This is a genomic window from Burkholderia sp. Nafp2/4-1b (assembly GCF_003635165.1).
GTDB lineage: Bacteria > Pseudomonadota > Gammaproteobacteria > Burkholderiales > Burkholderiaceae > Burkholderia.
Genome location: NZ_ML058610.1, coordinates 149,324 through 171,132, shown reverse-complemented (window position 1 = coordinate 171,132; position 21,809 = coordinate 149,324). Strand labels below are relative to the sequence as shown.

Here is a 21,809-nt window from a genome sequence, read left to right as displayed (position 1 = left end):
CTCACGGTCGGCAGCCGCCGACCGTTTTCATCGGAGATCCAGCACATGATCAGGAAATGGTTTGCCGCCGCCGCGATGTTCGGCGCGATCGCATCGGCCTGGGCGGCCGTCGACGTCAACACCGCGAACGAGGATGCACTCGTCGGCATCAAGGGCATCGGTCCCGCGCGGGCCAAGGCGATACTCGACGAGCGCGGCGCACGTGGCCCGTTCAGGAATGCAGACGATCTCGCGGCGCGCGTGAAAGGCATGGGCGGCCATACGGTCGAGCGCCTTCAGCAGGAAGGGCTGACGATCGGCGCGGCCGGCTCGGCCACGCCGGCACCGGCCGCGGGCAAGCCGGCGGCCGCGAAAGCTGCCGCGGCACCGGCTCGCACCGCGCAGAAATAGCGCGCCCAAGCGGCGCACCCGAGACAAAAGGCTCCTTCAGTCGCCGTCGTTGCGACGGCTTCCCGCGGCATGCCGCGGGTTTTTTGCGTGCAGGTTGCCTGCACGCAATCGTCACGGGAGTCACGGGCGTCACGCGTCAGGGCCGCGTATTCCATCGTCGCAAGGGGGAATGCCGGCGTCCGTGCCTGCGCTGGTTTACAATCGATCGATTGATCGGCCTCGCACTCACGGTATCTCCATGGCTTACAAAACTATCGAAGACACGATCGGCAACACCCCGCTCGTGCAACTGGTCCGCCTGCCGGACGACGAGATTCGCGCACGCAACAACGTAGTGCTCGCGAAGCTGGAAGGCAACAACCCGGCCGGTTCCGTGAAGGACCGCCCGGCGCTGTCGATGATCAGCAAGGCCGAAGCGCGCGGCCGCATCAAGCCGGGCGATACGCTGATCGAGGCGACGAGCGGCAACACCGGCATCGCGCTCGCGATGGCCGCGGCTATCCGCGGCTACAAGATGGTGCTGGTCATGCCGGAGGACCTGTCGGTCGAGCGTCGCCAGAGCATGGCCGCTTACGGCGCCGAAATCATCCTTACGCCGGTAAAGGGCGGGATGGAACTGGCGCGCGATCTCGCTGAGCAGATGCAGCGCGAAGGCAAGGGCGTGATCCTCGATCAGTTCGGGAATCCGGACAATCCCGTCGCGCACTACGAAACAACGGGGCCCGAGATCTGGCGCGACACCGAAGGGCGCGTCACGCACTTCGTGTCGGCGATGGGCACGACGGGCACGATCATGGGCACGTCGCGCTACCTGAAGGAACAGAATCCGGCGATCGAGATCGTCGGCGCGCAGCCGGAAGAAGGCTCGCGCATTCCGGGCATCCGCAAGTGGCCGGAAGCCTATATGCCGACGATTTTCGATCGCAGCCGCGTCGATCGCGTCGAGAGCGTGAGCCAGGCGGCCGCCGAGACCATGGCACGCCGGCTCGCAGCGGTCGAAGGCATCTTCGCCGGCATTTCGTCGGGCGGCGCATGCGAAGTCGCGATGCGCATCGCGCGCCAGGTCGAGAACGCGACGATCGTGTTCATCATCTGCGATCGCGGCGACCGTTATCTGTCGACCGGCGTGTTTCCTGCCTGAGCCGTTCGGCACGCGCAGGATCATGCAATGAAAAAGCGCCGCACAAGCGGCGCTTTTCGTTTGGGCGGCGCCGCGCTTACTGCGCCTGCGGGTCCGCAGGCGGCAGCGGCAGCGCGCCGTTTGCTTCCATTTGCGCCTTCACGGCTTCACCGAGCTGATACACGGTGAGTGCATAGAAGAAGCTGCGGTTGTAGCGCGTCAGCACGTAGAAATTCTTCAGGCCGAGCATGTATTCGGTCGCGCGCCCGGGCGACGGCAGGTCGACCACGGTGACCGGCGTGCCGGCTTCGGTGGTGATGTTGACCGTCGGCTCGTTGAGCGTCATGCCGGCACGCAGCAGTTGCGACAGTGCCCAGTGCGGTTCGGGCTGACCGTCGGCAGCGGCTTGCGCGATGCCGAGGCTGCCCGTGTCGGGCGTGATGCGCCAGACCACCGGCCGATCGGTTTCCCAGCCATGCTGCTTCAGGTAGTTCGCGACGCTGCCGATTGCATCGGCAGGACTGCTGCGCAGATCGACGTGACCTGCGCCGTCGTAGTCGACCGCGTACTCGCGGATGCTGCTCGGCAGGAACTGCGGGATGCCGATCGCGCCCGTGTACGAGCCGAGCACGGTGGTCGGGTCGAGCTTGTTGTCGCGCGTCCAGACCAGGAAGTCCTCGAGGTTCTTGCGGAACGTGGCCTGGCGGCTGTCGCGATTCGGCGTGTCCGGATAGTCGAAGGTGAGCGTCGTCAGCGCATCGAGCACGCGGAAATTGCCCATGTACCGGCCATAGATCGTTTCGACGCCGATGATGCCGACGATCACTTCGGGTGGCACGCCGAATTCCTCGGCCGCGCGCTGCAGCGTCGCCTGGTTCGCCTTCCAGAATTTCACGCCTGCATTGATGCGGATCGGTTCGATGAAGCGCGAGCGATAGAGGCTCCAGTTCTTCACCGAAGGCGTCGGCGCGGGCTTCACGAGCTTCACGGCGGTGGCGGAATAGCTGATGCGTGAGAACAGCGCATGCAGGCTCGCGGGATCGAAGCCGTCGCGGCTCGCCACTTCGTCGATGAACGCATCGACCTTCGGGTTGTTCGCATAGCGCTGCGGAACGATTTCTTCTTCGAAGGTCTGGCCTTGCGGTGCCGGCTGATCCGGTTGCGCCTGCGCGACGCGCGTGCCGGACGACTTCGCGGGCTGTGTCTGCGCGACGGCAGGCGCGGCGGCCAGCGTAGCGGCGACGGCGGTGACGACGAGCGGAACGCGAACGCGGAACAGTGCGGAGAGAAGGGCGGCAGGCTTGCTGGAATTCATGTCGAAGCGGGCGGACAGGGCGATGTGGTTCGGCGCAGTATACCCGACGCATCCTGCGTGCCGGGGCGGCGCAGCGCACCGTTGTGGTAAGTTAGCGGCGAATTCGCGGCAGACGATAGACACCATTGATGGAGACCTGCGGCGCATCCTGCGTCGCGGATGACAGCTTATGGCAACCGCCTTCTATACGCACCCCGATTGCATGCTGCACGAGATGGGGGAATGGCATCCGGAATGCCCGGCCCGACTGTCGGCGATCCAGGATCAGCTGATCGCTAGCCGCATCGACGATCTGATCGTGCACGAAACCGCGCCGTTCGCGAGCGAGGTCGCGCTGGGCCGCGTGCATACGCAGGCCCATATCGACTACATCCGCAGCATGACGCCCGTCGACGGCTACGTCGAGATCGATCCCGATACGCTGATGAACCGCGACACCTGGCGCGCCGCGCTGCGTGCGGCCGGCGCCGCGATCGCTGCTACCGACGCGGTGATCGAGGGCCGCTACGCGAACGCATTCTGCGGCGTTCGCCCGCCCGGCCATCACGCGGAACCCGCGCGTGCGATGGGCTTCTGTTTCTTCAACAACATTGCAATTGCTGCACGACATGCGCTCGACGTCCACGGGCTCGAACGCGTCGCGATCATCGATTTCGACGTGCACCACGGCAACGGCACCGAAGCCGCGTTCGCGAACGACGAGCGCGTGCTGATGTGCAGCTTCTTCCAGCATCCGTTGTACCCGTTCTCGGGCGTCGACCATCAGGCGCCGAACATGGTCAACCTGCCGATGCCGGCGCGCAGCAACGGGATGGCGATCCGCGAGGCGGTCGACATGTTCTGGCTGCCGCGCCTCGACGCGTTCAAGCCGCAAATGCTGTTCGTGTCGGCCGGTTTCGACGCGCATCGCGAGGACGACATCGGCAATCTCGGTCTCGTGGAAGCCGATTTCGAATGGCTGACCGCCCAGGTCGTCGACGTCGCGCGCCGGCATGCGCAGGGCCGCATCGTGAGCTGTCTCGAGGGCGGCTACAACCTGTCGGCACTCGGACGCAGCGTCGTCGCGCACCTGCGCGTGCTGGCCGGCATCTGACCGGCATCTGACCGGCAGCGGGCGGCGCGCGTTTACCCCGCCGGCACCCGCGCGAGAATCCACGCCACCAGCGCGTCGATCACGCGATCGCGCTCGAGGTCGTTCATCGTTTCGTGGAAGCCGCCTTCGTATAACGTCAGCGTGCGATCGGGCGAGCCGACACGGGCGCCGAACGTGCGGCTGCCGTCGGGTTCGGTCAGCTTGTCCTCGGTGCCGTGATAGACCAGCACCGGCACGCGCAGCGCGCCGCGGCCATGCTCGATGCGGGCCATCGCGTCGAGGATTTCGGCGCCGGTGCGCGCCGGCACCGCGCCGTGGTGCACGAGCGGGTCGGCGCGATTGGCCGCGACGACGGCCGGATCGCGCGACAGCAGCGCCGCGTCGATCCGGATCGCGGGGAAGGTCGGCCACACGCGGCTGATGAAGCGGCTCATCGCGAGCATCCAGCGCGGCACGTCGCGGCCGGGTGCCAGCGCCGGGCTCGACAGCACGAGGCCCGCCAGCGCATGACCGCGCGCAGGCACGCGTTCGATCGCATACAGCGCCGCGACGGCGCCGCCCATGCTGTGTCCCATCAGGAAGAGCGGCGTATTGCCGCGGGCCGCTTCGGCAACCAGTGCATCCGCATCGTTCAGGTAACCGTCGAAACGCTCGACCCACACGCGTTTGCCGGGCGACTGGCCGTGCCCGTGCAGATCGATCGCGAGCACGTCAATGCCGGCCGCGTTCAGTCTGGCCGCGAGCGCGGCATAACGGCCCGCATGCTCGGCGAGGCCGTGCACGAGTGCGATCGTCGCGCGCGGCGGCGCTGTGCCGTCGCCGGCCGGCCAGCGGTACGACGCCAGTTCGAGGCCGTCGGCGGTGCGCAGCCGCCCCATCAGCGGGGCAGGCGGCCACATCGGGCCCGGTGCTGCGGTGGCCGGCGCGGCGGCCGGCGTGGTGGTGGCGGTCATCTGGCGGTCCCCTGTTGGTTGGTATCGGTGTTCCGGATCATAGTCGCGGCGCTTCGGAGGCGGCCCGCAGCACTCCTCTAATTTCGTCTGGTTATGAAAAGATCGAAATCGATTATTAAGGGGAATGAGGGGTTTGCGGTAAAATCGCCGGCTATTCCAGATCCATCGGCGGCCGACTGGCGGGCTGTTCGCCAGTCGGCCGCCGTTCTGTTTACATGATCGAATTACGCAATCTGTCGCAGCGTTTTCCCGGGCCGACCGGCTGGGTCGACGCATTGCACAACGTCAATCTGACGATTCCCCAGGGCGAAGTGTTCGGCATCATCGGCCGAAGCGGCGCCGGCAAGAGCACGCTCGTGCGCACCATCAACCTGCTCACGCGGCCGACCGAAGGCAACGTCGTCGTCGGCGGGCGCGATCTCACGCTGCTGCCGGCCGGCGCGCTGCGCGAGGCGCGCCGCGAGATCGGCATGATCTTCCAGCACTTCAACCTGCTGTCGTCGCGCACGGTGTTCGACAACGTCGCGCTGCCGCTCGAACTGGCCGGCGCGAGCCGTGCCGAGATCGAGGCGGCCGTGTTGCCGCTGCTCGACCTGGTCGGCCTGTCCGCGCAGAAGGATCGCTATCCGGCGCAGATCAGCGGCGGCCAGAAGCAGCGCGTCGGCATCGCCCGCGCGCTCGCGAGCAAGCCGAAGGTGCTGCTGTCGGACGAGGCGACGTCGGCGCTCGACCCCGAGACCACCCGCTCGATCCTCGACCTGCTGAAGCGCATCAACCGCGAACTCGGCCTGACGATCGTGCTGATCACCCACCAGATGGAAGTGATCAAGCAGGTGTGCGATCGCGTGGCGGTGCTCGACGCGGGCCGCGTGGTCGAAGAAGGCCGCGTGATCGACGTATTCCTGCAGCCGCATCACGAAGTGACGCGCGCGCTGATCGGCGACGTGATCGCCCAGGAGCTGCCGCCCGCGATGAAGGCGCGCGTGGCCGAGCGGCTGAAGACGGGCAGCGGGCATTTGCTGCGGCTCGCGTTCACCGGCTCGGGTGTCGACCAGCCGATCCTGTCGGAGACGATCCGCCGGTACGAACTCGATTTCAACATCCTGCACGGGCAGATCGACGAGATCCAGGGGCAGGCGTTCGGATCGCTCGCGGTGCTCGCGGGCGGCGAACCGGGCAAGGTCGGGCAGGCGCTCGCGTTCCTGCGCGAGCAAGGTGTGGTGGTAGAGGAGCTTTCGTATGTTGAGTGAGATGTTCGATATGTTCGTGCAGTCGTTCTGGGAGACGCTGATCATGGTCGGCATCTCGGGGGCGGTCGGCGCGCTCGTCGGGCTGCCGCTCGGCGTGCTGCTGTACCTGACCGACCGCCAGGGCGTGTTGCAGAACCTCGGCGTGAATCGCGTGCTCGGCGGCCTCGTGAACGCGGTGCGCTCGACGCCGTTCATCATCCTGCTGGTCGCGGTCATTCCGTTCACGCGGCTCGTCACCGGGTCGTCGATCGGCACGGCCGCGGCGGTCGTGCCGCTGACGCTCGCGGCCGCGCCGTTCGTCGCGCGACTGGTCGAGACCGCGCTGCGCGAGGTCGATCGCGGGCTGATCGAAGCCGCGCAGTCGATGGGCGCGACCACGTCGCAGATCGTATTCAAGGTGCTGCTGCCCGAGTCGCTGCCCGGCATCGTCGCGGGGCTGACGATCACGTTCGTGTCGCTCGTCGGCTATTCGGCGATGGCCGGTGCGATCGGCGGCGGCGGGCTCGGCGATCTCGGGATCCGTTATGGCTACCAGCGCTATCTGCCGGAAGTGATGTGGACGGTCGTCGCGATCCTGATCGTGTTCGTGCAGATCGTGCAATCATTCGGCGACTGGCTCGTGCGCCGGCTGAGCCACAAGTAAAAACGACATTCATCCGTTGGGGGAGACGATGCAACGACGCTTCATGCTGAAATTCGCGGCCGCACTTGGCGCGGCCGCGCTGTTCGCGAGCGCGCACGCGCAGGCCGAAACCATCAAGGTCGGCGTGACGGGCGGCCCGCACGCGCAGATCATGGAAGTGGTGAAGAAGGTCGCGGCCAGGAGCGGCCTCGATATCCGTGTCGTCGAGTTCTCCGATTACGTGCAGCCGAACGCGGCGCTCGCATCGGGCGATCTCGACGCGAACAGCTACCAGCACGATCCGTATCTGCAGGCGCAGGTGAAGGATCGCGGCTACAAGCTGATCAAGGTCGCGGAAACCGTCACGTTCCCGATGGGCATCTATTCGAAGCGGGTGAAGTCGCTGGCCGAGCTGAATCCCGGCGCGCGCATCGCGGTGCCGAACGATCCGACCAACGGCGGCCGTGCGCTGCTGTTGCTGCAGAAGCAGGGGCTGCTCAAGCTGCGCGCGGATGCCGGGCTGAAGGCAACGCCGCTCGACATCGTCGACAATCCGCGCAAGCTGAAGATCGTCGAGCTCGATGCGGCGCAGATCCCGCGCTCGCTCGGCGACGTCGATGTGGCGGCGATCAACACCAACTACGCGATGGAAGCAGGGTTGAAACCGAAACAGGACGCGATCGCGATCGAGGGCCCGAGCGGCCCGTACGCGAACATTCTCGCGATTCGCGAGGGCGACCGCAGCAAGCCGTGGGTCGCGAAGCTGGTCGCGGCCTACCATTCCGCGGAAGTGAAGCAGTTCATCGAACAGAAATTCGGCGGCGCGGTCATCGCTGCCTGGTAAGTAACGCGAAAGCAACCCGAGGTACAGGGCGCGCCCGGCGACGATTAGAGTCGATGATCGAAAACCCGGGCTTTGCGTCCGGGTTTTTTCTCTTTTAAAATAGAACGACCGTTCGCTATTGCCGGCGCGCCATCGAGGAGCGCTATCCTCGATAGCCATGATGGATGGGTCTGCTTGGCCGCGCAGTCATGAGGCCTCGCTATAGAATGGCCTCTGGTCGTATTCGTAACTTTGGAGCGTGTGCATGAAAATCCTGGTGCCAGTGAAAAGAGTGGTCGATTACAACGTGAAGGTCCGCGTGAAGTCGGACAACACGGGCGTCGACATCGCGAACGTGAAGATGTCGATGAACCCGTTCGACGAAATCGCCGTTGAAGAAGCGGTGCGCCTGAAGGAAGCGGGCGTCGCGACCGAAGTGATCGCGGTATCGGTGGGCGTGACGCAAGCGCAGGAAACGCTGCGCACGGCGCTGGCGATCGGCGCCGATCGCGCGATCCTCGTCGAGTCGAACGACAGCGTCGAGCCGCTGGCCGTCGCGAAGATCCTGAAGGCGCTGGTCGACAAGGAGCAGCCGCAACTGGTGATCCTCGGCAAGCAGGCGATCGACGACGATTCGAACCAGACGGGCCAGATGCTGGCTGCGCTGGCTGGCCTGCCGCAAGCGACGTTCGCGTCGAAGGTCACGATCGCCGATGGCAAGGCCACGGTCGCACGTGAAGTCGACGGCGGCGCGGAAACGCTGTCGCTGACGCTGCCGGCGGTGGTCACGACCGACCTGCGCCTGAACGAGCCGCGCTACGTGACGCTGCCGAACATCATGAAGGCGAAGAAGAAGCCGCTGGAAACGGTGAAGCCGGAAGACCTGGGCGTGGACGTCGCGCCGCGTCTGAAGACGCTGAAGGTCGTCGAGCCGCCGAAGCGCGCAGCCGGCGTGAAGGTGCCGGACGTGAAGACGCTGGTCGAGAAGCTGAAGACCGAAGCCAAGGTGCTGTAAGAGGGAGCGGAAAGAAATGACGATTCTGGTGATTGCAGAACACGACAACGCGTCGATCAAGGCCGCGACGCTGAACACGGTGGCGGCGGCAGCGAAGATTGGCGGCGACATCCACGTGCTGGTCGCGGGCCACAATGCACAAGCAGCAGCCGACGCGGCAGCGAAGATCGCAGGCGTGTCGAAGGTCCTGCTGGCCGACGCGCCGCAACTGGCCGCGGGCCTGGCGGAAAACGTCGAGGCGACCGCGCTGAACATCGCGAAGGACTACTCGCACATCCTCGCGCCGGCGACCGCGTACGGCAAGAACATCGCGCCGCGTATCGCCGCGAAGCTAGACGTCGCGCAGATCTCGGACATCACGGCAGTCGATTCGGCCGACACGTTCGAGCGCCCGATCTACGCAGGCAACGCGATCGCGACGGTGCAGTCGAGCGATCCGATCAAGGTCATCACGGTGCGTGCAACGGGTTTCGATCCGGTGGCAGCCGAAGGCGGCAGCGCATCGGTCGACAAGATCGAAGCGGCCGCAGACGCAGGCAAGTCGCAGTTCGTGAGCCGTGAAGTGACGAAGCTGGACCGTCCGGAACTCACGTCGGCCAACATCATCGTGTCGGGCGGCCGCGGTCTGGGCAGCGGCGAGAACTACACGAAGGTACTGGAGCCGCTGGCGGACAAGCTGTCGGCAGCACTGGGCGCGTCGCGCGCCGCGGTGGACGCCGGCTACGTGCCGAACGACTACCAGGTCGGCCAGACCGGCAAGATCGTCGCGCCGCAGCTGTACATCGCGGTGGGCATCTCGGGTGCGATCCAGCACTTGGCCGGCATGAAGGATTCGAAGGTGATCGTCGCGATCAACAAGGATCCGGAAGCGCCGATCTTTAGCGTGGCCGATTATGGCCTCGTCGGCGATCTGTTCGCGCTCGTGCCGGAACTCGTGAACGAGCTCGGCTGATACGGTGTGACGCTTCGGCGGTAAGCATGCAGCACGAAGGGGCGCGATGAGCGCCCCTTTTTTGTTGTGGCATCGCTGGAGAGGGGCGCGCGGCGTTCGCCGAGAGGGGCCGTCATCGTACCGTGCGTTGCGCAGTCCATCGTCACGCACTCGGGCGGACCGGCAGCGTCGGTTCGACGGCGAAGAGAGCACGCGCACGCTGACTGAAGTCTCGAGCCGCGTCGGCACGGACTGTCGCAGTCGCCGAAACGAGAAAGGCGCCCTCGGGGCGCCTTTCTCGCTGATGCAACGGGCCCGCGTCGCCGTGGGCCGTCCTGACTTATGCGTAGGCCGGGCGCGTCTGGCCGCCCACGTCTTTCAGGTAGCGATGGACCGACAGGTCGTCGGCCTGGATCGCCGGCTTCTTGCCCGAGATCAGATCGGCGAGCAACTGGCCGGAGCCGCACGACATCGTCCAGCCGAGCGTGCCGTGCCCGGTGTTCAGGAACAGGTTCGACACCGGCGTGCGGCCGACGATCGGCGTGCCGTCCGGCGTCATCGGACGCAGGCCCGTCCAGAACGTCGCCTTCGACGTGTCGCCGCCGCCCGGGAACAGATCGTTCACGCACATTTCCAGCGTTTCGCGGCGCGCCGCGCGCAGGTTCTTGTCGAAGCCGACGATCTCGGCCATGCCGCCGACGCGGATGCGGTCGTCGAAGCGCGTGATCGCGATCTTGTAGGTTTCGTCGAGCACGGTCGACACCGGGGCAGCCGCCTGATTGACGATCGGCGCGGTGATCGAATAGCCCTTCAGCGGATAGACCGGGATCTTCATCAGGTTCGAGACGAAGCTGGTCGAGTACGAGCCGAGCGCGACGACGTACGCATCGGCGCGCACCGTCTCGCTGCCGCACTGCACGCCGGCGATCTTGCCGCCCGCGATCGCGAGCGCGTCGATCGGCGTGTTGTAGCGGAACTTCACGCCGAGCGATTCCGCGAGCGCCGCGAGGCGCGTCGTGAACAGCTGGCAGTCGCCCGTTTCGTCGCCCGGCAGGCGCAGGCCGCCCGTCAGCTTGTGCGACACGGCGGCGAGTGCCGGCTCGGCGTTCTTGAGCTCGGCCGGCGACAGCAGTTCGAACGGCACGTTCGCTTCCCGCAGCACCGCGATGTCCTTCGCTGCGCCGTCGAGTTGCTGCTGCGTGCGGAACAGTTGCAGCGTGCCGCCCGTGCGACCTTCGTACTGGATGCCGGTGTCGGCGCGCAATGCCTGCAGGCAGTCGCGGCTGTATTCGGCGAGGCGCACCATGCGGCCCTTGTTGACCGCATAGCGCTCGGGCGTGCAGTTGCGCAGCATCTGCCACATCCACTGGAGCTGGAAGCGCGTGCCGTCGAGGCGGATCGCGAGCGGCGCGTGCTTCTCGAACATCCATTTGACGGCCTTCAGCGGGACGCCGGGCGCCGCCCACGGCGCCGCGTAGCCGGGCGAGATCTGGCCTGCGTTCGCGAAGCTGGTTTCGAGCGCCGGGCCGGCTTCCCGGTCGATCACCGTGACTTCATGACCGGCGCGCGCGAGGTAATACGCGCTTGCCACGCCCACCACACCGCTGCCCAGAATGACGACTCGCATAGCTGCTCCAGATGGAAGAAACCAGGTCGAGGCCGGGCGCACCTGCGGCTCCGTGTAACCTCTAGCTGATCTAGTTTTTTGAGCTATGGTATTGTCGAATGTGTAGGTTTTGTTATCGTATTTTTCAGGTTTTCAGAATAAACAAATGAGAACGCAACGTCAGCCAGTACGCTCGCTCGACAAGCTCGACCGACGCATCCTCAAACTGCTCCAGGACGACGGCCGCATGGCGATGAAGGACCTCGCGGAGCAGGTCGGGCTGACCGTCACGCCGTGCATCGAACGCGTGCGGCGCATGGAGCGCGACGGCGTGATTACGGGCTACCACGCGCGTGTCGATCCGGGGCAGCTCGGCGCGGCACTGCTGGTGTTCGTCGAGATCACGCTCGGCCACAAGGGCGGCAACATGTTCGAGCAGTTCCGCCGCGAAGTGATGAAGATCGACGAGGTGCTCGAATGCCATCTCGTGTCGGGCGATTTCGACTACCTGATCAAGGCGCGCATCGGTGAAATGGCCGACTATCGGAAGCTGCTCGGCGACATCCTGCTGCAACTGCCCGGCGCGGTGCAGTCGAAGAGCTATGTCGTGATGGAGGAAATCAAGGAGACGCTGACGATTTCGGTCGGCGAATGACCGCGGCCGCGGCCCGTTGCCGGGCTGCCGTCGCGCGTCTGTCGGACCCTTGTCGGACCCTTTATCTCGCCCTTGGCACGCTGCACCCAATACTGTATAAATGTACAGTATTGGGTGCAGACGAATGGGTGAGCGCATGGACGGTCTGTCCGACAACGAATTTCCGATAGCGCCGCCCGCGCCCCGCAAGGGGCGCGGTGCGGTCGACAATCTCCAGGGGCGCTATGAAACGGCGCTGCGCGAAGCGGTCGACGACGGCTGGACGCACGAATCGGACGATGCAGATCTGCCGGCCGTGCTGCGCACGCAAGTGTTCGAGGAGCGCGCGAAGAGCATCCTCACGCACAACCAGTCGCCGGACATTCCGTTCAGCGTGTCGCTCAATCCGTACCGCGGCTGCGAGCATGGCTGCATCTATTGCTTTGCGCGGCCGACCCACAGCTATCTCGGCCTGTCGCCGGGGCTCGATTTCGAGAGCCGGATCTATGCGAAGGTCAACGCGGCCGAACTGCTCGAGCGCGAGATTTCGCGCAAGCGTTACGTGCCGGAGCCGATCGCGCTCGGCGTCAATACCGACGCATACCAGCCGGTCGAGCGCGATCTGCGCATCACGCGCAGCGTGATCCAGGTGATGCACGATCGCGGGCTGCCGTTCGCCGCGATCACGAAATCGTCGCTGATCGAGCGCGATCTCGATCTGCTCGCGCCGATGGCCGAACGCGGGCAGGTGATGGCCGCGGTCACGATCACGACGCTCGACGCCGATCTCGCGCGCACACTCGAGCCGCGTGCGGCGACGCCCGCGCGCCGGCTGCGCACGATCCGCGCGCTGCGCGACGCCGGCGTGCCGGTGGGGGTGAGCATTGCACCGATGATCCCGTTCGTCACCGAGCCGGACATGGAGCGCGTGCTGGAAGCCTGTGCGGAAGCCGGTGCGACGCATGCGAGCTACATCGTGCTGCGGCTGCCGTGGGAGGTCGCGCCGCTGTTCAAGAACTGGCTTTCGGCGCATTTCCCCGACCGTGCGGAGCGCGTGATGAACCGCGTGCGCGACATGCGCGGCGGGAAGGACTACGACGCCGATTTTTCGAAACGGATGAAGGGCGAGGGGATCTGGGCCGACCTGTTGCGGCAGCGGTTCCGTCAGGCGGTCAAGCGGCTGGGGCTCAACGAGCGCACGAACGGTATTCTCGACCTGTCGCAGTTTCGTGGGGCGCCGGCGGCCGGGGCGCCGGTGCAGCGCACGGCGAAGGTCGCAACCGGCGTGAAGCAGCGCGACGACTTCCAGTTGAGCCTGTTCTGACCGGCGCGCGCGCGGCGCTTACTGCGAAATCTGCTTCGCCGCTTCGACCTGCGATTCGAAATACGTCTGGAACGACAGCGCGAGCGCGGTCATCAGCAGGAACGCACCGATCAGCAGCGAGAAGATCACGATGAAGATCACCGTCCAGCCCGACCGGCTGTGCTTGCCCGTATCGGCATTGAACTGCGCGTCCCATTTCTCGTCGGGCCGCAGGCCATAGACGAGCGCGGCGAGAAACGCCGCCAGCAGCGAGATCGCGCCCGGCACGGCGAGCCACCAGCCGAGGCCGGCGGTGCGCTGGGTCGCGACGAGCAGCAGGAAACCCGGGATCCCGACGATCGTCGCGAGCAGATGCGCCCAGCCGTACACGTCGCGAAAGCCGTACAGGTAGAAGCGATGCGCGCCGAGCGAACCGAGCAGGAACGCGAGGCCGGCGGTGAGCGTCTTGGAGCGAAAGCGGCGGGACGGTGCGGTGCTGCTGGACATGGATGGCGGCGGATTATCGTTGGCATGGCGGCCGGCAGGCCGGTGCGGGGCGCTCGGCCCGGCACGCATTCTACGACGCCGGGTCGGGCCCGGTCACCCGTCGCCTGCGTCAAGGTGCCGCATAGGTGACGCGGTAGATCGCGCCGGCGTAGTCGTCGCTGACGAGCAGCGAGCCGTCCGGCAGCGGCAGTACGTCGGCAGGGCGTCCCCACACGGTGCCGTTCGCGCGCAGCCAGCCCGTGATGAACGGCGTCTCGCGCGCGTGGGTGCCGTCGGCCGACACCACCGCCCGCATCACGCGGTAGCCGACCTTCGTGCTGCGATTCCACGAGCCGTGCTCGGCAATGAAGATGTTGTTGCGATACGACGCCGGAAACATCGGCCCGGTATAGAAGCGCATGCCGAGTGCCGCGACGTGCGCGCCGAGTTTCAGCGCGGGCGGCACATAGCGGCGGCACGCGTCGGCGCTTCCGAATTCGGGGTCGGGCGTATCGCCGCCGTGGCAGTAAGGGAAACCGAAATCGAGGCCCGCGCGCGGCGCGCGATTGAGTTTGTCGTCGGGCACGTCGTCGCCCATCAAGTCGCGGCCGTTGTCGGTGAACCACAGCTCGCCCGAATCGGGATGCCATGCGAAGCCGACGGTATTGCGCACGCCGCGGGCGAACACTTCGCGGCCACTGCCGTCGGCGTTCATGCGTGCGATGATCGCGTAGCGGTCGCGATCGGCGACGCACACGTTGCATGGTGCGCCCGTCGGAACGTACAGTTTGCCGTCGGGGCCGAACGCGATGAATTTCCAGCCGTGGTGATGATCGGCCGGCAGCGCGTCCGTCACGACCGCCGGCGCCGGCGGCCTCGCGAGCTGATCGTCGATGTGGTCCACGCGCAGGATGCGCGACACGGCGGAGATATAGAGGGCGCCATCGCGATACGCGACGCCGACGGGCATGTCGAGCCCCGTTGCGATCACGTAGCGGGCCGTGATCCGGCCCTCATGCATCACGAGCGCATGTACGCGGCCTTTCCGCGAGCCGACATACAGGATGCCGCGCGGCGACCACGCCATTTCGCGGGCGCTCGGCACGGCGTCGGTCAGCACGTCGACGTGGAAGCCCGGCGGCACGACGAGTTCGCCCACCGGCGGTGCGGCGCAAGCCGCGGTGGCGGCAATGCAGGTGACGATGCCGGCCAGCAGGCCCGCGAGACGGTGCTGCGCGGGGCGCGCCGGAGCGACGCGAGAGAGCGGCATGGCGGCGGGGAGCGTCGTGGACACAATGATTGTATGCCCGGCGAACAGGGCCCCCGTGGAATTTTTGCGCGTAAGTGTTTGTTGTGGCTTTGGTTTCCGGCTATAATCGCACGTTTCAGTAGTTTCGAACCCGGTTTTCCCGAAGGATTTCATATGGTTATCATCCGTCTGGCTCGCGGCGGCTCGAAGAAGCGCCCGTTCTACAACATCGTTGCTACCGATTCGCGCAACCGTCGTGACGGCCGCTTCATCGAACGCGTCGGCTTCTACAACCCGGTCGCCACGAAGGGCGAATCGCTCCGTATCGCTCAGGATCGTCTGACGTACTGGCAAGGTGTTGGCGCGCAACTGTCGCCGACCGTCCAGCGTCTCGTGAAGGAAGCGCAAAAGGCGCAACCGGCTGCCTAACATGGCGCGGTGTGCCGGTCGTGCCGGCTGCAAGGAGCATTGATGTCCGGTCACGATTCCGGTAACGCAAAGCGCGGGCGAGCGTCGTTTGGCGCATTCGTCCGCAAACCGGTCGAGCGCGACACTGTCGCGGGCGCCGGTACGGCTGCCGAGCAGGGCAGTCTCGAAGCGGTGCAAGCCTGGCCCGACGATGCTGTCGAGGTCGGGGCGGTGGTCGACGCCTATGGCCTGAAGGGCTGGGTCAAGGTGGCGACGCACGCCGACGCCGGTCGCGGCGGCGATGCGCTGCTCAACGCGCGCCGCTGGTGGCTGGAACGGGGTGGGGAGCGGTTGTCCGCCCGCATCCTGCAGTCGAAGACGCACGGCGACACTGTCGTCGCGCAATCCGCGGGTGTCAGCGACCGCGATGCCGCACTGGCTTTGCGCGGCTTTCGCGTGTTCGTGCGCCGGGAAGATTTCCCGGCACTGGACGCGGACGAATTCTATTGGGTCGACCTGATCGGTCTCGAAGTCGTCAACGAGCAATCGGTGGCGCTCGGGACGGTGAGCGGGATGATCGACAACGGCGTGCATTCGATCATGCGCGTCGCGTATCCGGCAGTCGGCAAGGATGGTCAGCCGACCACCGACGAACGGCTGATTCCGTTTGTCGGCGTTTACGTCAAGACGGTGGATCAGGCAGCACGTCGCATCGTCGTCGACTGGGAAGCCGATTACTAATGAACCAGGTTACGCAGGGCGCGGTGCAGTTCGACGTCGTCACGCTCTTTCCCGAAATGTTCCGCGCACTGACCGACTGGGGTATCACCAGCCGGGCCGTGAAGCAGGAGCGCTTCGGGTTGCGCACCTGGAACCCGCGTGATTTCACGACGGACAACTACCGCACGGTCGATGATCGTCCGTACGGCGGTGGTCCCGGCATGGTGATGCTGGCCAGGCCGCTCGAGGCCGCGATCGGTGCTGCGAAAGCAGCGCAGGCGGAGCAGGGTGTCGCGAGCACGCGTGTGGTGATGATGTCGCCGCAAGGTGCGCCGTTCACGCACGAACGTGCGGTGCGGATGGCGCAGGAGCCCGGTGTAATCGTGCTGTGCGGCCGCTACGAGGCGATCGATCAGCGGCTGCTCGATCGTTGTGTCGACGAGGAAATCAGTCTCGGCGATTTCGTTCTGTCCGGCGGCGAACTGCCGGCGATGGCGATGATGGATGCCGTCGTGCGACTGTTGCCCGGTGTGCTGAACGATGCGCAGTCGGCCGTGCAGGATAGCTTCGCCGACGGGCTGCTCGATTGTCCGCACTACACGCGCCCCGAGGAATACGAGGGGATGCGCGTGCCGGACGTGCTGCTCGGCGGGCATCATGCCGAGATCGAGAAGTGGCGGCGCCAGGAAGCATTGAAGAATACGTTGCGGAAGCGGCCGGACCTGATCGTCCGGGCGCGCCGCGAGAAGTTGTTGAGCCGGGCCGACGAGGCGTGGCTTGCGAACCTCGCACGCGAAGCGAAGAACGCCTCCTGAGGCGGCGTCGCGGGCGGGAAATGGCGGTGCCGTGCATGCGTGCGCGGCGCCTGATGTAAATCCATCCTCTATCGGGGCCGGGCCTGGAAACGGGCGGGTGCAAACGCCGACAAGATGGCTTTAGGAGTCAGTGATGAATCTGATTGCAAAACTTGAGCAGGAAGAGATCGAGCGCGCGCTCGCCGGCAAGACGATCCCCGAATTCGCCCCGGGCGACACGGTGATCGTGAACGTGAACGTGGTTGAAGGTAACCGCAAGCGCGTTCAGGCTTACGAAGGCGTCGTGATCGCGATTCGCAACCGTGGCCTGAACTCGAACTTCATCGTCCGCAAGATTTCGTCGGGCGAAGGCGTCGAGCGTACGTTCCAGACCTACTCGCCGCTGCTGGCGAGCATCGTCGTGAAGCGTCGCGGTGATGTGCGTCGTGCAAAGCTTTACTACCTGCGCGAGCGTTCGGGCAAGTCGGCTCGAATCAAGGAAAAGCTGGTGTCGAAGGATCGCACCGCAGCAGCTTCCCAAGAGTAAGAGCTGTAAGGAAAAAGCACCCACCCGGGTGCTTTTTTCATTCTGGCGCGACAATATGCTCGATACGTCACGAACCCGAGAGCCCCATTGAATCGCCGCCCCATCATTGATCCCGAAGTGCTGCCGGTCGAAGGCACCGGCGCCGGCCTGCCGTCCCTCGATGCCCGGCTGATGACGCCGCCCGGGTTGCGCGAGCGGTTTGCGCGAACGCTCGAATGGAGCGTCGAACCCGACGAAGTGCGATTGCAGGAGGGCGTCGATCCGCGCAGCGCCGCCGTGCTCGTGCCGCTCGTCGTGCGCGAGACCGGTCTCACCGTGCTGCTGACGCAGCGCGCCGATCACCTGAACGATCATGCCGGACAAATCAGCTTCCCCGGCGGCCGCCGGGAGCCGTTCGACCGCGATGCGACCGCAACGGCGTTGCGCGAGGCGAAGGAAGAAATCGGACTGGCTGCCGAACCCGTCGAAGTGCTCGGCGCGTTGCCCGACTACCTGACGGGAACCGGCTTCCGCGTGACGCCCGTCGTGGCGCTCGTGCATCCGCCGTTCACCGTGCAGGCCGATACGTTCGAAGTCGCCGAGATTTTCGAGGTGCCGCTCGCGTTCCTGATGAGTCCCGCGAACCACCAGGTGCGCGTGTTCCGCTGGGAAGGCGGCGAGCGTCGTTTTTTTGCGATGCCCTATCCCAATGGCGAATCAACCGGGCATTACTTCATCTGGGGCGCAACTGCCGGCATGTTGCGCAATCTGTACCGCTTCTTGGCAGCCGGATAACCTCGCGCCCGGTCCCGCGCGCACGGCCGGCGCCCGACCCGTCGCACCGGCAGCCATGCGCTGCTTACGCTGTGCTATCGTTATGCAAAAAATGACATAACTCCGAAGACGGCGCCACGCATGACTTTCTTTTCGGTTCTCCTCGCTCTCATCATCGAACAGGTCCGCGCGTTGTCGCCGAGCAATCCGGTGTTCGCACTGTTCCAGTTTCATGCGGAAACCGTCGCGCATGGCCTGGACGCCGGCAAGCAAAAACATGGCGTGCTCGCATGGCTCGCGGTCGTGCTGCCGTGGGTGCTGGTCGTCGCGCTGATCTACTTCCTGCTGTACAAGGTGAGCTTCGTGCTCGCGTTCATCTGGAACGTCGTCGTCGTGTATTTCACGCTCGGCTTCCGCCAGTTCAGCCATTACTTCACCGACATCCATCTCGCGCTCAACAACGACGACGTGCCGCGCGCGCGCGAGGTCCTGCGCGAATGGACGGGCGTCGACACGGTCGACATGCCGGTCGGCGAAATCGTCCGCCATACGCTGATTCATGCGGTCGTTGCATCGCATCGCCACGTGTTCGGCGTGTTCTTCTGGTACGTGCTGCCGATCGGGCCGGCCGGCGCGGTGCTGTACCGTATCTCCGAATATCTCGCGCGCAGCTGGTCGACGCCGGGCGACGATCGCACGGCCGCGTTCTCGACGTTCGCGCAGCGCGCGTTCTTCGTGATCGACTGGATTCCGTCGCGACTGACCGCGCTCGGCTTCGCGATCGTCGGCAACTTCGAGGACGCGATCTACGCGTGGCGCAATCACACGCGCCAGTGGCCCGACCCGAACGACGGTGTGCTGCTCGCGGCCGGTAGCGGCGCGCTCGGCGCGCGCCTCGCGGGGCCGCTCGCGGAACCGTCGAGCCTCGACGCGCTGGCGGTCGGCGACAGCGGCCCGCTGACGGTCGGTGACGACTGCACGCCGCGCACGCTGCAGTCGGCGGTCGGCCTGGTGTGGCGCGCGGTGATCCTGTGGATGATCCTGCTGCTGATGCTGACGCTGGCGGTGTGGGTGTCATGACGCTCATGACGCGTTACCGCGGCACCCGATGAAATGAGAAGGCCGGCTCGATGCCGGCCTTTTTGCTGTGCGACAGCGCAGGGCGTTCAGTCGTCGAGCGGATCGCGTACGGCGCCGCATTGCCAGCAGCAGGTGAACTGCGCCTCGAGTGCCTCGCCGCACTGGCGGCAGCGCCACGGCGCCGCACCGCTCGACGGGCCGTGCGACGCGGCATCGAGGAGCCGCCGCGCGAGCGCGTCGTCACGCTCGTCGTCCAGCCACAGCTCGGGTGCGCACGCATCGGCCGGCAAGCCGCCGAGCGCGCCGGTCGCGTAGCAGTTATGCAGCTCGCAACCGATGCCGGCGACCTGCAGTACGTTCGCCCAGTGCTGCGCGGTCGCGAGATCGGGGGCCCTGAAACGCATCGCGGCTCCTGTCGGTAAAAGGCCGGGCCGGCCGCCTTTCGTCCGCCGTAGGGTCAGCGGACGATCTGGCTCGCCTCGTGTACGAGTTGCGCGTAAAGCGCATGCCGCGACGGCGCAATGCGGCCATCGGCGACGGCTTCGAGAATCGCGCAGCCGGGCTCTTGCAGATGATGGCAATTATAGAAACGGCAGTCCGCGAGCAACGGGCGGAATTCCGGAAACGCGCGCTCGAGCCGGCCTTCCGTCAGGTGATAGAGGCCGAATTCCTGGAAACCCGGCGAATCGATCAGTGCGCCGCCGCCGTCGAGCGGGTAGAGGCGCGTGAACGTCGTCGTGTGGCGGCCGCTGTTGAGCGCGGCCGAGATTTCGCGGGTGGCGGCCTCGGCATCGGGCACGAGCAGGTTCACGAGCGTCGACTTGCCCATCCCGGACTGGCCGAGCAGGATCGTCGAATGCCCGGCCAGGTGCGGCATCAGCTGCGCACGCGCATCGTCGGGCGCGCCCTTCACCGACAGCTCGAGCACGTCGTAGCCGAGCGCGCGGTACGGCGCGAGGCGCTCGCGGGCGACCGGCAGCGCGGCTTCGACGTCGATCTTGTTCAGCACGACGAGCGGCTTCAGCTCGTTCGCTTCGGCCGCGATCAGTGCGCGGCCGAGCAGGTCCTCGCTGAAATAGGGCTCGGTCGCGAGCACGATCAGCAACTGATCGAGATTGGCCGCGAACAGCTTCGACTTGAACTGGTCGGAGCGGTACAGCAGGTTGCGCCGCTCGCCGATTTCGACGATCACGCCCTGGTCGGCCGACGCCTGTTCGTACACGACGCGATCGCCGACCGCGATCTCGCTTTTCTTGCCGCGCGGGAAGCACTGCAGCATCGGGCCGCCGTCGTCGGGCGCGACGATGTAGTGGCGACCGTGCGCCGCGATCACGCGGCCTTCGACTCGCGGCGCGCCCGATGCGCGCGGGGCCGGCTTGCGGGAGGTCGGCCGGCTCATGCGTGCTGCATCAGGCGGTCGATCCGCTGCGATGCAGGCGGATGCGAGTAGTAGAAGGCCGTGTAGACGGGATCGGGTGTGAGCGTCGACGCGTTGTCCTCGTAGAGCTTCACGAGCGCGCTGACGAGATCCTGCGCGTCGGTCTGGCTGGCGGCGAACGCGTCGGCCTCGAATTCGTGCTTGCGCGACGTGAGGCTGTTGAACGGCGTCGCGAAGAACAGGAACACCGGAATCGCGAGGAAGAACAGCACGAGCGCGGCGCCCGCGTTGCTCGTGTCGAGCGACGGCGTGACGCCGAGCCCCGTGTAGAACCACGTGCGCTGCGCGAGCCAGCCGAGCAGCGCGAGCAGCACGAGGCTCAGCACGAACGACACCAGCATCCGCTTCATCACGTGGCGGCGCTTGAAATGGCCGAGTTCGTGCGCGAGCACGGCCTCGATTTCCTGGCCGGACAGCCGCGCGAGCAGCGTGTCGAAGAACACGATCCGCTTCGATGCGCCGAAGCCCGTGAAATACGCGTTGCCGTGCGCGGAACGGCGGCTGCCGTCCATCACGAACAGGCCCTTCGCCGCGAAGCCGCACCGTTTCATCAGCGACTCGATGCGCGCGCGCAGCGCTTCGTCCTTCAGCGGTTCGAACTTGTTGAAGATCGGCGCGATGAAGGTCGGGTAGATCAGCAGCACGAGCATCTGGAAGGCGACCCAGACGACCCAGGTCCACAGCCACCACAGGCTGCCGGCCTGGTTCATCAGCCACAGCACGACGAACAGCAGCGGCAGGCCGAGCACGGCGCCGAGCAGCGTGTTTTTCAGCATGTCGGTGAAGAACAGGCGCTTGGTCATCCGGTTGAAGCCGAACCGCTGCTCGATCCCGAACTGGCGGTAGTACTCGAACGGCACGTCGATCACGCCCGTGATCACGAGCACGGCGGCGACGAGCGCGACCTGCTGCCCGTAGCCGCGGCCGAACCAGCCGGTCAGCAGCGTGTCGAGCGCGCCGACGCCGCCGAGCAGCGTGAGGCCGACCAGCACGGCCGCGCTGACGACGATCTCGAGCATCGCGAGCCGCGTGCGCTCGACCGTGTAGTCGGCCGCGCGCTGGTGGGCGGTCAGCGGGATGGTGGCGCTGAACTGCGCGGGCACACCGTTGCGGTGCGCTGCGACGAAGCGGATCTGCCGCGACGCGAGCCACAGCTTGGTGACGACCATCGCGAGGACGGCGATCGCGAACAGCAGGGTGAACGAAAAGGGTGACATCGAAGGCGCCAAAGGGTTCTATGCGAGAATTATATGTTCTTGCGGACCGGGCCCGCTCACGC

Annotated in this window: 24 protein-coding genes; 16 read left to right on the top strand and 8 right to left on the bottom strand. The window is 66.1% G+C overall.

The features are described from left to right. The first annotated feature begins 45 nt into the window (after positions 1 to 45). On the top strand, positions 46 to 390 hold the full coding sequence (locus tag C7H84_RS20875) for a helix-hairpin-helix domain-containing protein (protein ID WP_121860564.1): 345 nt from the start codon (positions 46 to 48) through the stop codon (positions 388 to 390). 238 nt (positions 391 to 628) lie between these two features. Next, positions 629 to 1,531, top strand: coding sequence for a cysteine synthase CysM (gene cysM / locus C7H84_RS20870; RefSeq protein ID WP_121860563.1), 903 nt, complete (start codon positions 629 to 631; stop codon positions 1,529 to 1,531). Positions 1,532 to 1,607: 76 nt separating this feature from the next. Here the strand turns inward: cysM and mltB are convergent, their stop codons facing one another. Then, a complete protein-coding gene (gene mltB / locus C7H84_RS20865) occupies positions 1,608 to 2,951 on the bottom strand; it encodes a lytic murein transglycosylase B (protein ID WP_121860562.1) in 1,344 nt (447 codons plus the stop codon). Between the two features lie 43 nt (positions 2,952 to 2,994). On the opposite strand from mltB, the gene C7H84_RS20860 reads away from it, so the two are divergent. After that, on the top strand, positions 2,995 to 3,918 hold the full coding sequence (locus C7H84_RS20860) for a histone deacetylase family protein (RefSeq protein WP_121860561.1): 924 nt from the start codon (positions 2,995 to 2,997) through the stop codon (positions 3,916 to 3,918). A gap of 32 nt (positions 3,919 to 3,950) precedes the next feature. Here the strand turns inward: C7H84_RS20860 and C7H84_RS20855 are convergent, their stop codons facing one another. Next, positions 3,951 to 4,871 (bottom strand): alpha/beta hydrolase, encoded by a 921-nt coding sequence (locus tag C7H84_RS20855; protein WP_121860560.1) that lies wholly within the window; start codon positions 4,869 to 4,871, stop codon positions 3,951 to 3,953. 215 nt (positions 4,872 to 5,086) lie between these two features. Between C7H84_RS20855 and C7H84_RS20850 the strand changes: the two genes are divergently transcribed. The 5 genes from C7H84_RS20850 (at position 5,087) to C7H84_RS20830 (ending at position 9,533) form a co-directional block, all read left to right on the top strand. After that, positions 5,087 to 6,121 carry a methionine ABC transporter ATP-binding protein gene (locus tag C7H84_RS20850; RefSeq protein ID WP_121860559.1) on the top strand — a complete coding sequence of 345 codons (1,035 nt, stop codon included), beginning with the start codon at positions 5,087 to 5,089 and terminating at the stop codon, positions 6,119 to 6,121. After that, a complete protein-coding gene (locus C7H84_RS20845) occupies positions 6,111 to 6,764 on the top strand; it encodes a methionine ABC transporter permease (protein WP_121860558.1) in 654 nt (217 codons plus the stop codon). The genes C7H84_RS20850 and C7H84_RS20845 overlap by 11 nt, the downstream gene beginning before the upstream one ends. A gap of 28 nt (positions 6,765 to 6,792) precedes the next feature. Next, positions 6,793 to 7,587, top strand: a complete 795-nt coding sequence (locus C7H84_RS20840) for a MetQ/NlpA family ABC transporter substrate-binding protein (RefSeq protein ID WP_121860557.1) — start codon at positions 6,793 to 6,795, stop codon at positions 7,585 to 7,587. 244 nt (positions 7,588 to 7,831) lie between these two features. Beyond that, positions 7,832 to 8,581 (top strand): electron transfer flavoprotein subunit beta/FixA family protein, encoded by a 750-nt coding sequence (locus C7H84_RS20835; RefSeq protein WP_014897713.1) that lies wholly within the window; start codon positions 7,832 to 7,834, stop codon positions 8,579 to 8,581. 16 nt (positions 8,582 to 8,597) lie between these two features. Next, positions 8,598 to 9,533, top strand: coding sequence for an electron transfer flavoprotein subunit alpha/FixB family protein (locus C7H84_RS20830; protein ID WP_121860556.1), 936 nt, complete (start codon positions 8,598 to 8,600; stop codon positions 9,531 to 9,533). Between the two features lie 319 nt (positions 9,534 to 9,852). Here C7H84_RS20830 and C7H84_RS20825 read toward each other — a convergent pair whose 3' ends face one another. Next, the gene (locus C7H84_RS20825) at positions 9,853 to 11,139 is read right to left on the bottom strand and encodes a D-amino acid dehydrogenase (protein WP_121860555.1); all 1,287 of its coding nucleotides are present in this window, start codon (positions 11,137 to 11,139) and stop codon (positions 9,853 to 9,855) included. 145 nt (positions 11,140 to 11,284) lie between these two features. Here C7H84_RS20825 and C7H84_RS20820 point away from each other — a divergent pair, with 145 nt between their 5' ends. Both C7H84_RS20820 and C7H84_RS20815 read left to right on the top strand, forming a co-directional pair. Then, the gene (locus C7H84_RS20820; protein WP_006762687.1) at positions 11,285 to 11,773 is read left to right on the top strand and encodes an Lrp/AsnC ligand binding domain-containing protein; all 489 of its coding nucleotides are present in this window, start codon (positions 11,285 to 11,287) and stop codon (positions 11,771 to 11,773) included. Positions 11,774 to 11,897: 124 nt separating this feature from the next. Then, positions 11,898 to 13,076: a PA0069 family radical SAM protein gene (locus C7H84_RS20815; protein ID WP_121860554.1), complete on the top strand. Its 1,179-nt coding sequence runs from the start codon at positions 11,898 to 11,900 to the stop codon at positions 13,074 to 13,076. Between the two features lie 18 nt (positions 13,077 to 13,094). Here C7H84_RS20815 and C7H84_RS20810 read toward each other — a convergent pair whose 3' ends face one another. Continuing rightward, positions 13,095 to 13,562, bottom strand: coding sequence for a TM2 domain-containing protein (locus tag C7H84_RS20810; RefSeq protein WP_121860553.1), 468 nt, complete (start codon positions 13,560 to 13,562; stop codon positions 13,095 to 13,097). A gap of 109 nt (positions 13,563 to 13,671) precedes the next feature. Next, complete coding sequence (locus C7H84_RS20805; protein WP_121860552.1) at positions 13,672 to 14,811, bottom strand: PQQ-dependent sugar dehydrogenase; 1,140 nt, start codon at positions 14,809 to 14,811, stop codon at positions 13,672 to 13,674. Between the two features lie 153 nt (positions 14,812 to 14,964). On the opposite strand from C7H84_RS20805, the gene rpsP reads away from it, so the two are divergent. From rpsP to C7H84_RS20775, 6 genes are all read left to right on the top strand, one after another. Continuing rightward, on the top strand, positions 14,965 to 15,219 hold the full coding sequence (rpsP, locus tag C7H84_RS20800; RefSeq protein WP_006476550.1) for a 30S ribosomal protein S16: 255 nt from the start codon (positions 14,965 to 14,967) through the stop codon (positions 15,217 to 15,219). Between the two features lie 42 nt (positions 15,220 to 15,261). After that, positions 15,262 to 15,939 carry a ribosome maturation factor RimM gene (gene rimM, locus C7H84_RS20795; RefSeq protein ID WP_121860551.1) on the top strand — a complete coding sequence of 226 codons (678 nt, stop codon included), beginning with the start codon at positions 15,262 to 15,264 and terminating at the stop codon, positions 15,937 to 15,939. Continuing rightward, entirely contained in the window at positions 15,939 to 16,733 is a 795-nt protein-coding gene (gene trmD, locus C7H84_RS20790; protein WP_121860550.1) for a tRNA (guanosine(37)-N1)-methyltransferase TrmD, read from the top strand. Before rimM ends, trmD begins: the two co-directional genes overlap by 1 nt. Before the next feature lie 133 nt (positions 16,734 to 16,866). Continuing rightward, positions 16,867 to 17,259 carry a 50S ribosomal protein L19 gene (rplS, locus tag C7H84_RS20785; RefSeq protein WP_011883860.1) on the top strand — a complete coding sequence of 131 codons (393 nt, stop codon included), beginning with the start codon at positions 16,867 to 16,869 and terminating at the stop codon, positions 17,257 to 17,259. An 87-nt stretch (positions 17,260 to 17,346) separates the two neighbouring features. Further along, a complete protein-coding gene (locus tag C7H84_RS20780) occupies positions 17,347 to 18,033 on the top strand; it encodes a CoA pyrophosphatase (RefSeq protein ID WP_121860549.1) in 687 nt (228 codons plus the stop codon). 120 nt (positions 18,034 to 18,153) lie between these two features. Continuing rightward, positions 18,154 to 19,092 (top strand): CobD/CbiB family protein, encoded by a 939-nt coding sequence (locus C7H84_RS20775; RefSeq protein WP_121860548.1) that lies wholly within the window; start codon positions 18,154 to 18,156, stop codon positions 19,090 to 19,092. An 86-nt stretch (positions 19,093 to 19,178) separates the two neighbouring features. Here C7H84_RS20775 and C7H84_RS20770 read toward each other — a convergent pair whose 3' ends face one another. Genes C7H84_RS20770 through C7H84_RS20760 form a run of 3 tightly spaced genes read right to left on the bottom strand, consistent with a single transcriptional unit; the run spans position 19,179 to position 21,747 of the window. Further along, positions 19,179 to 19,496: a DUF2007 domain-containing protein gene (locus C7H84_RS20770; RefSeq protein ID WP_121860547.1), complete on the bottom strand. Its 318-nt coding sequence runs from the start codon at positions 19,494 to 19,496 to the stop codon at positions 19,179 to 19,181. Between the two features lie 53 nt (positions 19,497 to 19,549). Further along, a complete protein-coding gene (rsgA, locus tag C7H84_RS20765) occupies positions 19,550 to 20,491 on the bottom strand; it encodes a ribosome small subunit-dependent GTPase A (RefSeq protein ID WP_121860546.1) in 942 nt (313 codons plus the stop codon). Further along, positions 20,488 to 21,747 carry a M48 family metallopeptidase gene (locus tag C7H84_RS20760; RefSeq protein ID WP_121860709.1) on the bottom strand — a complete coding sequence of 420 codons (1,260 nt, stop codon included), beginning with the start codon at positions 21,745 to 21,747 and terminating at the stop codon, positions 20,488 to 20,490. Before C7H84_RS20760 ends, rsgA begins: the two co-directional genes overlap by 4 nt. Positions 21,748 to 21,809: the final 62 nt, after the last annotated feature.